Raw genomic sequence first — 2,723 nt, 5'->3', positions numbered from 1 at the left:
TCAAAAAACACCCCCGTTATTTCTTCTATTTCAAATAAAACCGCATCTAATAATAAACAAGAGCCTGCAAAAAAATACGAATTTACGAATGAAACACGTTGCGTGGCTGGTCATACTTTACACCGCATTAAAGCCATTAGAGATTTTGCTGATGTAAAGGCGGGGGATTTAGGGGGCTTTATTGAAAAGGAAAGTAACTTATCACATGATGGTAATTGCTGGGTAGCTAATGAGGCTTGCGTTTATAATAATGCTCTTATTTCTGATAATGCTACTGTTTTTAATTATGCTAGTGTTTTCGATAATGCAACGGTTTGTGATAATGCAAAGGTATTTGATTTTGCTAGTGTTTATGACAATGCAAAAATTGCTGATAATGCCTTGGTTTGTGGGTATGCTTATGTTTACAAACATGCTCGTGTTTTTAATAACGCCGTTGTATGTGATAAGGCTGTTATAAGAGACAATGCAAAAGTCTATGGGAATGCTTTTATTAATTGGTATACACGTGTTGAAAACAATGAAACGATTAATTTTGCATCTCAAATTTCTGATGTCGCTTGTGTTTCTTTACCTATAACAAAAAAATACGAATTTACGAATGAAACTAAGATTATTGAAGGGGTTACTTTACACCGCATTAAAGCCATTAGAGATTTTGCTGATGTAAAGGCGGGGGATTTAGGTGGTTTTATCGAAAATGAAGGTAATCTCTCTCATGATGGCAATTGCTGGGTATATGATAATGCTACCGTTTTTTGGGATGCTGTCGTTTCTGAGAATGCAAAAATACATGATAATGCTTGTATTAATAGAAATGCTAAAGTTTATGGCAATGCCGTTGTTAATGATGATGCATGGGTTTTCGGTGCAAATGCTCATGTTTATGGCAATGCAAAAATTAATGACAATGCTATCGTTCGTGGTCAAGTTTATGGCAATGCCTTTGTTTGTAATAAAGCTAATATCATTTTTGATGCAAAAATCTATGACAATGTGAAAATTGCTGATAATGCCTATGTAAAGGGCTTTGTTTATGGCAATGCAAAAATATTAGGCTCTGCTCGTATTGATTGGGCTGCTCATGTTTACGATAATGCCGTCGTTTCTGACAATGTATATGTTTCTGACTCAGTAAAAATCTTTGGCAATGCTATAGTTGATGGCAATCAAAAAATTTATGATAATATTGGTAATAATAACAAAACCATAAATGACGCTGCATAAATAAAGCACGGGCGGTGCGGGGGCGCCTGCTTTCTAACCAAATTCTTTCATTCAAAAATTAAATCTTCTTATAAAGGAATTGTGCTATGCAAAAAAAGTTTGCACTCACAAATGAGACACGTGTATTAAATAATCAAACTCTTTATCGCATTAAAGCATTAAGAGACTTTGCTGATGTAAAGGCTGGTGACCTTGGTGGCTTTATTGAAAAGGAAAGCAACCTTTCTCATGATGGCAATTGCTGGGTATATGATGATGCTCTTGTTTTAAATCCTGCTTATATTTATGAAAATGCAAGGGTTTCTGATAAGGCTATTATTATGGGCTTTGTTTATGGCAATGCGCATGTTTGTGACCGCGCTCGTGTTTATGCAAATGCTCATGTTTATGACAATGCGCATCTTTCTTATAATGCTTGGGTTTTTCAATATGCAAGGGTTTATGGGAATGCAAAATTATCGGGGTGTGCACGTATTCATGGCAATGCTGTGGTTTATGATAATGCTGTTGTAAGTGGCGCTGCAAAGATTTATGGCAAGGTTTATGACAATGCTAGTGTGGGGTCTCATACTGATGTTTACGGCTCTGTTTATGGGAATGCGAAAATCTCTGATTATATCGTGATTAGAGGCAAGGTCTATGGCAATGCAAGGATAAAAAGACATAGCGGCTTATGTTCGGTTCCCATAAATTGTGAAGTTTATGAAAGCGATCACGTTGTAAAGATTATTGAAAACAAAGCAGCGTAAATAAATGCTGGGCGTTGCGGGGGCGCCCCTCTTTCAAATTTTCCATTCCAAATTTTAGCAAATGTTTAACACATTCAATTGTGTGAGGTATTCTTATGTGCAAAAAATACGAATTAACTAGAGGAATAAAAAAAATAAAACATGCTCTGACAAGAGAAACTATCAATCTTTATCGCATTTGTGCTTTAAAAGATTTCGATGATGTCAAGGAAGGTGACCTTGGTGGCTTTATCGAAAAGGAAGCAAATCTCTCTCATGATGGCAATTGCTGGGTATATGATGATGCTTGTGCCTATGGTCATGCGCGCGTTTCTGACAATGCAAAAATACGTCATTATTCTCAAATCTGTGGTCAAGTCTATGGGGATTGTGAGGTCTATGGGAGGGCTTTCATCTCTCAATATGCAAATATTTATGACAATGCTTGTGTCTATGGCAATGCCCATGTTTATGGGAATGTGTATGGCAATGCCCATGTGAGTGGGGGCGCCTTTGTTCATGCTGATGCCCATATTTATGACCATGCTCATGTTTCTTATGATGCTGTGGTTTTTAGTTATGCAAGAGTTTATGGGCGTTCCAAGATTTCTGGCTTTGCTCGCATTCATAGCCATGCAAAAATTTATAATTATGCGGTTGTTAATGGGCGTGCCAAAATTTATGGCAAGGTCTATGGCAATGCTAGTGTTGGTGGCTCTTCTGAGGTCTATGGCTCTGTGTATGGCAATGCTAAGGTAACTGATTATA

The 2,723-nt window shown here is 37.1% G+C and carries 3 protein-coding genes; all 3 read left to right on the top strand.

From position 1 onward, the window contains the following. The first annotated feature begins 102 nt into the window (after nt 1-102). Complete coding sequence (locus PVV64_RS10225) at nt 103-1,227, top strand: hypothetical protein (protein WP_273760880.1); 1,125 nt, start codon at nt 103-105, stop codon at nt 1,225-1,227. An 86-nt stretch (nt 1,228-1,313) separates the two neighbouring features. After that, nucleotides 1,314-1,976, top strand: coding sequence for a hypothetical protein (locus PVV64_RS10220; RefSeq protein WP_273760879.1), 663 nt, complete (start codon nt 1,314-1,316; stop codon nt 1,974-1,976). 95 nt (nt 1,977-2,071) lie between these two features. Then, nucleotides 2,072-2,723 (top strand): hypothetical protein (locus PVV64_RS10215; protein ID WP_273760878.1); only part of this gene is annotated, 652 nt, incomplete at its 3' end.

Origin of the sequence: Bartonella sp. ML70XJBT.G (assembly GCF_028618575.1) — a bacterium.
GTDB lineage: Bacteria > Pseudomonadota > Alphaproteobacteria > Rhizobiales > Rhizobiaceae > Bartonella.
The sequence above is the reverse complement of the archived record's forward strand: the minus strand, read 5'-3'. Positions and strand labels throughout refer to the sequence as shown.

What these genes read in the sequence shown, in the direction of transcription:
- PVV64_RS10220 (WP_273760879.1), top strand. Translation starts at nt 1,314, where the DNA reads ATGCAAAAAAAGTTTGCACTCACAAATGAGACACGTGTATTAAATAAT.